This window comes from Mongoliibacter sp. (assembly GCF_007692705.1).
Lineage (GTDB): Bacteria > Bacteroidota > Bacteroidia > Cytophagales > Cyclobacteriaceae > Mongoliibacter.
Genome location: NZ_REBN01000264.1, coordinates 1 through 5,091 on the forward strand (window position 1 = coordinate 1; position 5,091 = coordinate 5,091).

The 5,091-nt window shown below is 39.5% G+C and carries 5 protein-coding genes; 3 read left to right on the forward strand and 2 right to left on the reverse strand.

The features are described from left to right. Positions 1 to 470: molybdopterin cofactor-binding domain-containing protein (locus tag EA341_RS18000; protein WP_293016560.1), on the reverse strand; the 470-nt coding region annotated here is incomplete at its 3' end. 2 nt (positions 471 to 472) lie between these two features. After that, positions 473 to 931, reverse strand: a complete 459-nt coding sequence (locus EA341_RS18005; RefSeq protein ID WP_293016561.1) for a (2Fe-2S)-binding protein — start codon at positions 929 to 931, stop codon at positions 473 to 475. Positions 932 to 1,141: 210 nt separating this feature from the next. On the opposite strand from EA341_RS18005, the gene EA341_RS18010 reads away from it, so the two are divergent. From EA341_RS18010 to hrpB, 3 genes are all read left to right on the forward strand, one after another. Next, positions 1,142 to 2,287 carry a Gfo/Idh/MocA family oxidoreductase gene (locus tag EA341_RS18010; protein WP_293016562.1) on the forward strand — a complete coding sequence of 382 codons (1,146 nt, stop codon included), beginning with the start codon at positions 1,142 to 1,144 and terminating at the stop codon, positions 2,285 to 2,287. 48 nt (positions 2,288 to 2,335) lie between these two features. Continuing rightward, positions 2,336 to 2,851, forward strand: coding sequence for a DUF2911 domain-containing protein (locus EA341_RS18015; RefSeq protein ID WP_293016563.1), 516 nt, complete (start codon positions 2,336 to 2,338; stop codon positions 2,849 to 2,851). 84 nt (positions 2,852 to 2,935) lie between these two features. Then, positions 2,936 to 5,091: ATP-dependent helicase HrpB (hrpB, locus tag EA341_RS18020; RefSeq protein ID WP_293016564.1), on the forward strand; the 2,156-nt coding region annotated here is incomplete at its 3' end.

Below are 5,091 nucleotides of genomic sequence, written 5' to 3' on the forward strand. Positions count from 1 at the left end.
CCTTTTTCTGTTGTCAATTCACTGGCTTCTACTTCCATTTGTGCTGCAGCGGCACTTACCAAAAGGAATTTGGCAGTAGCTCCTGCTTTTCTCAGCCTTTCCCAAGAATGTGGCATGGCGCCAGAACCACCAGTTACCTGACGGTCAAATTTATCATTGTCCAAATGAGCCTGAAAGACCCTCACTTTTTCCCAGTCTGCATCTAATTCCTCTGCTACAACCATAGGGAAAGATGTTTTGATATTTTGACCAAGTTCTGGATTCGGAGAATATATAACCACATCACCTGATGGTGAAATAGATAAAAAGGCATTAAAATTATGTGCCTGAGACAATACCTCCTCATCTGTGAGGACCTTCATTTTAGGAGAATCACAGCCTGACCAATAAAATCCAATGAATAATCCTCCAGCTGCCGTTCCGGCTATTTTGAGGAAATCACGTCTGTTTGATTTGAATAGTTCTGCCATAATTATTTTGTTTTAGCGGCTAAAGCCACTGCTTCCCTGATTTTATGATAAGTCCCGCACCTACAAAGGTTTCTGTTCATAGCATCTTCTATTTCTGCCATACTTGGGGAAGGATTTTTTTTCAATAATGAAGCTGCCGTCATTAATTGTCCTGCTTGACAATAGCCACATTGTGCCACATCCACTTCATTCCATGCTTTTTGCACAGGGTGATCTCCGTCTTTGGAAAGTCCTTCAATGGTAGTCACCTCATCATTTTCTATGCTTGATACCGGAAGGGTGCAGGAAAAAGTAGCTTCCCCATTGATATGGACAGTGCAAGCACCACATTGGGCTATTCCACAGGAATATTTTGTCCCGACAAGACCTAAGTGATCCCTCAGTACCCAAAGCAAAGGAGTGTCCTCTTCTACATCAACATTGAATGTCTCTCCGTTGACCTTTAGACTGTAATTTGCCATTTTTTTAGTTTTAATGATTGAGGTATTAATTTACACAATTAAAGATGATATGCGAACTAATTACATTGCTTTTTGAATGGTAATATGATAAACTGTATTTATTGACTATGAATGGAATACCTTATCAAATGGCTTTTGTTTTTGGTTTTATTAGAAATTATCATGACCTATCTTTATTTTCACAATTCAAATCAAACCAGATAACCTATTATGAAAAAAATCAAAGCAGCAATTGTAGGAACCGGATTTATCGGTCCGGCACACTTGGAAGCCTTAAGAAGGATCCCTTATGTAGAAGTCACTGCACTTTGTGAGGTCAATATTGAGCTTGCAAAAGCGAAAGCAGAATTACTGGGGATACCCAATGCTTTTACTTTTGAAGAAATGCTACAACAGCCTGATATTGATGTAGTTCATATTTGCACCCCAAACTTCCTTCATTATTCCCAATCAAAGGCAGTCCTTAAGGCTGGTAAGCATGTGGTTTGTGAAAAACCACTGGCAACAAAAATAGAGGAGGCTGAAGAGTTGGTAGCTTTGGCCAAAGAATCCGGATTGGTAAATGCAGTTCATTTTAATCTACGGTACTATCCAATGGTCAGGCAAATGAAGACCATGAGGGAAAATGGAGAACTAGGTGAAATATACAGCATTATGGGTTCATATTTGCAGGATTGGCTATTCCTTCAAACAGATTACAACTGGAGATTAGAGCCTGATAAATCCGGCGATTCGAGAGCAATTGCGGATATTGGTTCACACCTTTTGGACATCACTGAATATGTCACAGGCCTCAGAATCACTGAAGTGATGGCTGACTTTTCAACTGTACATAAAACAAGATTGAAACCCCTTAAAGCCATCGAAACTTACTCTGGTAAAATGCTTCAGGAATCTGATTATGAAGAAGTCCCTATCAATACTGAGGATCACGCTACTGTAATGCTTCGTTTTGATAATGGAAATAAAGGATCAGTTACTGTATCACAGGTGAATGCAGGTAGGAAAAACAGACTGAATATAGAGATAGCAGGTTCCAAGTCCAATTTTGAGTGGTGCTCAGAAAAACCAAATGAGCTTTGGATCGGAAAAAGAGAAACTGCAAATCAGCACCTGATGAAGGACCCTTCTTTATTCACCCCTGAAGCTGCCGGATTAATCAGCTTCCCTGGAGGTCATAACGAAGGATTTCCAGATACCTCAAAGCAGATGTTTAAAGAAGTATATGCGGCTGTCCGTGAAGGAAAACAGCCTGAAAAGCCTAGTTTCCCTACTTTCGAAGATGGCTATAGAGAACTTCTGATCGGTGAAAGGATTATAGAAAGCAACAAAAAACAAGCTTGGGTAAAAATTTGATTTTAGGAATAAATTGCTATTTTAGTGATGAACCAATTTAAAATAACCATGAAAAATAAAATCAACTTAATTACAACTGCACTGCTTTCAATATTGATGATCTTTACAGCAAATACCTTTGCGCAGGAAGAAAAAGCGAGTCCGCCAAGAACTGCTACTGGGGGTGCTGGAGGTTCTGAAATAACCATCAAATATTCGAGTCCTGCAGTAAATGGACGCCAAATTTGGGGTGACTTGGTACCACTTGGTGAAATTTGGAGAGCAGGAGCAAATGAAGCAACCACTTTTGAAACCAGTAAGGATATCAAAGTACAAGGTAAGGAATTACCTGCAGGAAAGTATAGCTTCTTTATCATCCCGAATGAAGGAGAGTCTACAGTTATTTTCAATAAAGATACTGGTCTTTGGGGAACAAATAATTACGACTCCAGCAAAGATGTTTTAAGAGTCAATATTCCTTCGAATCAATCTCCTACCCTTGAAGAAAGGTTGGTATATGAAGTCAATTATGACGGCGTAGAAATGCGCTGGGAATACGGTAGGGCTTTCATCAAGATTGATTAAACAACAAATTAATAATTCTTTAAACCGCTGTGAGCTTCTTTTCACAGCGGTTTTTTTTATTACTTTTGAATAAATTTTGTAACATTGAAATTTCCTCCCACATCCATTGATCTACCTGTAAATGCTATTTTAGAACAGGTAAAAAATTCCTTACGACAAAACAACACACTTATTGTAACTGCTCCACCAGGAGCCGGGAAAAGTACTGTATTACCTTTGTCCTTACTTGAGGAATCGTTTTTAAAAGGTAAAAAAATTTTGATGCTGGAGCCAAGAAGATTGGCAGCGAAAAGCATAGCAATAAGGATGGCCGACCTATTAGGTGAACCTGTAGGTAATACTGTGGGATATAGAATACGTTTTGACAACAAGGTAAGTGCTAAAACAAAAATTGAAGTACTTACAGAAGGTATTTTGACTCGAATCCTTCACAATGACAATGCATTGGAAAATGTGGGTCTCGTCATTTTTGATGAGTTTCATGAAAGAAATATACATGCTGATTTAGCAATGGCACTTTGCAGGGAATCGCAGCAAGTACTAAGACCAGATCTGCGGATTATGGTAATGTCTGCCACCTTAGATATGCCGGTTTTGGCCAAATTACTTAATGCACCCACCATAGCAAGTGAAGGAAAACAATATCCTGTTGAAGTCAGATATACAGGTGATTATGACCTTTATAGTATGCCTGAAATACTGAGTCAAGTGGTCATAAAAGTTGTTAAGGAAAACGATGGAGACGTGCTAGCCTTTTTGCCTGGACAAGGGGAAATTAGAAAAACAGAATCAATTCTAAAATCAAAGCTAAAAGACTTTTCCATACACCCTCTTTATGGTCAATTATCACCCATTGCACAACACCAGGCGATCATGCCCAGAAAAGATGGTAAAAGAAAAATTGTCCTGGCTACCTCAATTGCTGAAACCAGTCTTACCATAGAAGGTATCAAGGCAGTAGTCGATTGCGGTTACGGAAGGACTTCCAAGTTCAACCCTAGGTCAGGTCTCAGCAGGCTTGAAACTGTCCCCATTTCAAAAGATGCTGCTGACCAAAGAGCCGGAAGATCAGGTAGATTGGGACCGGGAGTTTGCTACCGTATGTGGTCTGAGGCTTCACATGCTTATTTGGACAATTTCAGAAAACCGGAGATTCAGGATGCTGACTTGGCTCCTTTGGTATTAGAACTGGCTAAATGGGGTGCAGGAAATATAGGAGACCTCACTTGGCTAAGCCCTCCCCCACAAGGAGCTGTGGCACAGGCATTTGATTTACTTGAGCAATTGGAAGCGATAGAGCTTGGCAAAATTACAGAACATGGTCAAAAACTCCACAGTATTCCGGCCCATCCAAGGATAGCACATATGCTTTTGAAAGCAAAAAAAATGGGGGATGTTGCTTTGGCTGCCGATATAGCCGCTTTGTTGGAGGAAAGAGATCCTTTGAAGCCGGAAATTGGGGTTGATATTAATCTTAGAATTGAGGCCATCCGGAGAGCAAGGAAAGAGAAACTTTCATTAAAAGGAATAAGAAAAATTGAAAAAATAGCCTCTCAGTACAGACGAACTCTTGCAGTAAACGAAGATAATGCTGCTGTAGACCCTTATGAAGTAGGGCTTTTAATTGCCTATGCTTACCCTGAAAGGATAGCATCTGCAAGACCTGGAAATAATGCTCAGTTTCAATTGGCGAATGGTAAAATTGCCATGATGGGTCATAAAGATGAGCTTGCGCATGAATCATGGCTGGCCATTTCACATGTTGATGAAAGAGATGGAATGGGTAAAATTTTTATGGCGGCTCCAATCAACCCTACTGATTTAAGACCCTTACTGCAAGAAAAAAGAATTGTCAAATGGGACAAACAATCAGGTGAGCTATTAGCAATGAGAACTTTGGGAATCGGGTCAATTGTACTGAGGTCAACGCCAGTTAGCGACCTAAGTGAAGAGGAAAAAATAAGGGCATTAATTCCAGTTATTCAACAGGATATAAAAAGATACTTAAACCTAGATGAAGAAGTTGAACAATTTTTGAACAGAATTCAATTACTAAAATCCAGTTATCCAAATGATGACTTTCCGGATTATTCAACGGAATGGTTAAAGAATAACCTAGAAGCATGGATCGCTCCATACCTTCATGGAATCAGAAAATCTGATGATCTAAAAAAGCTGGATATAAAGGAAATACTGAATTCAAGGATGGAATTTTTAACCCAACAATCACTAAATGAGCT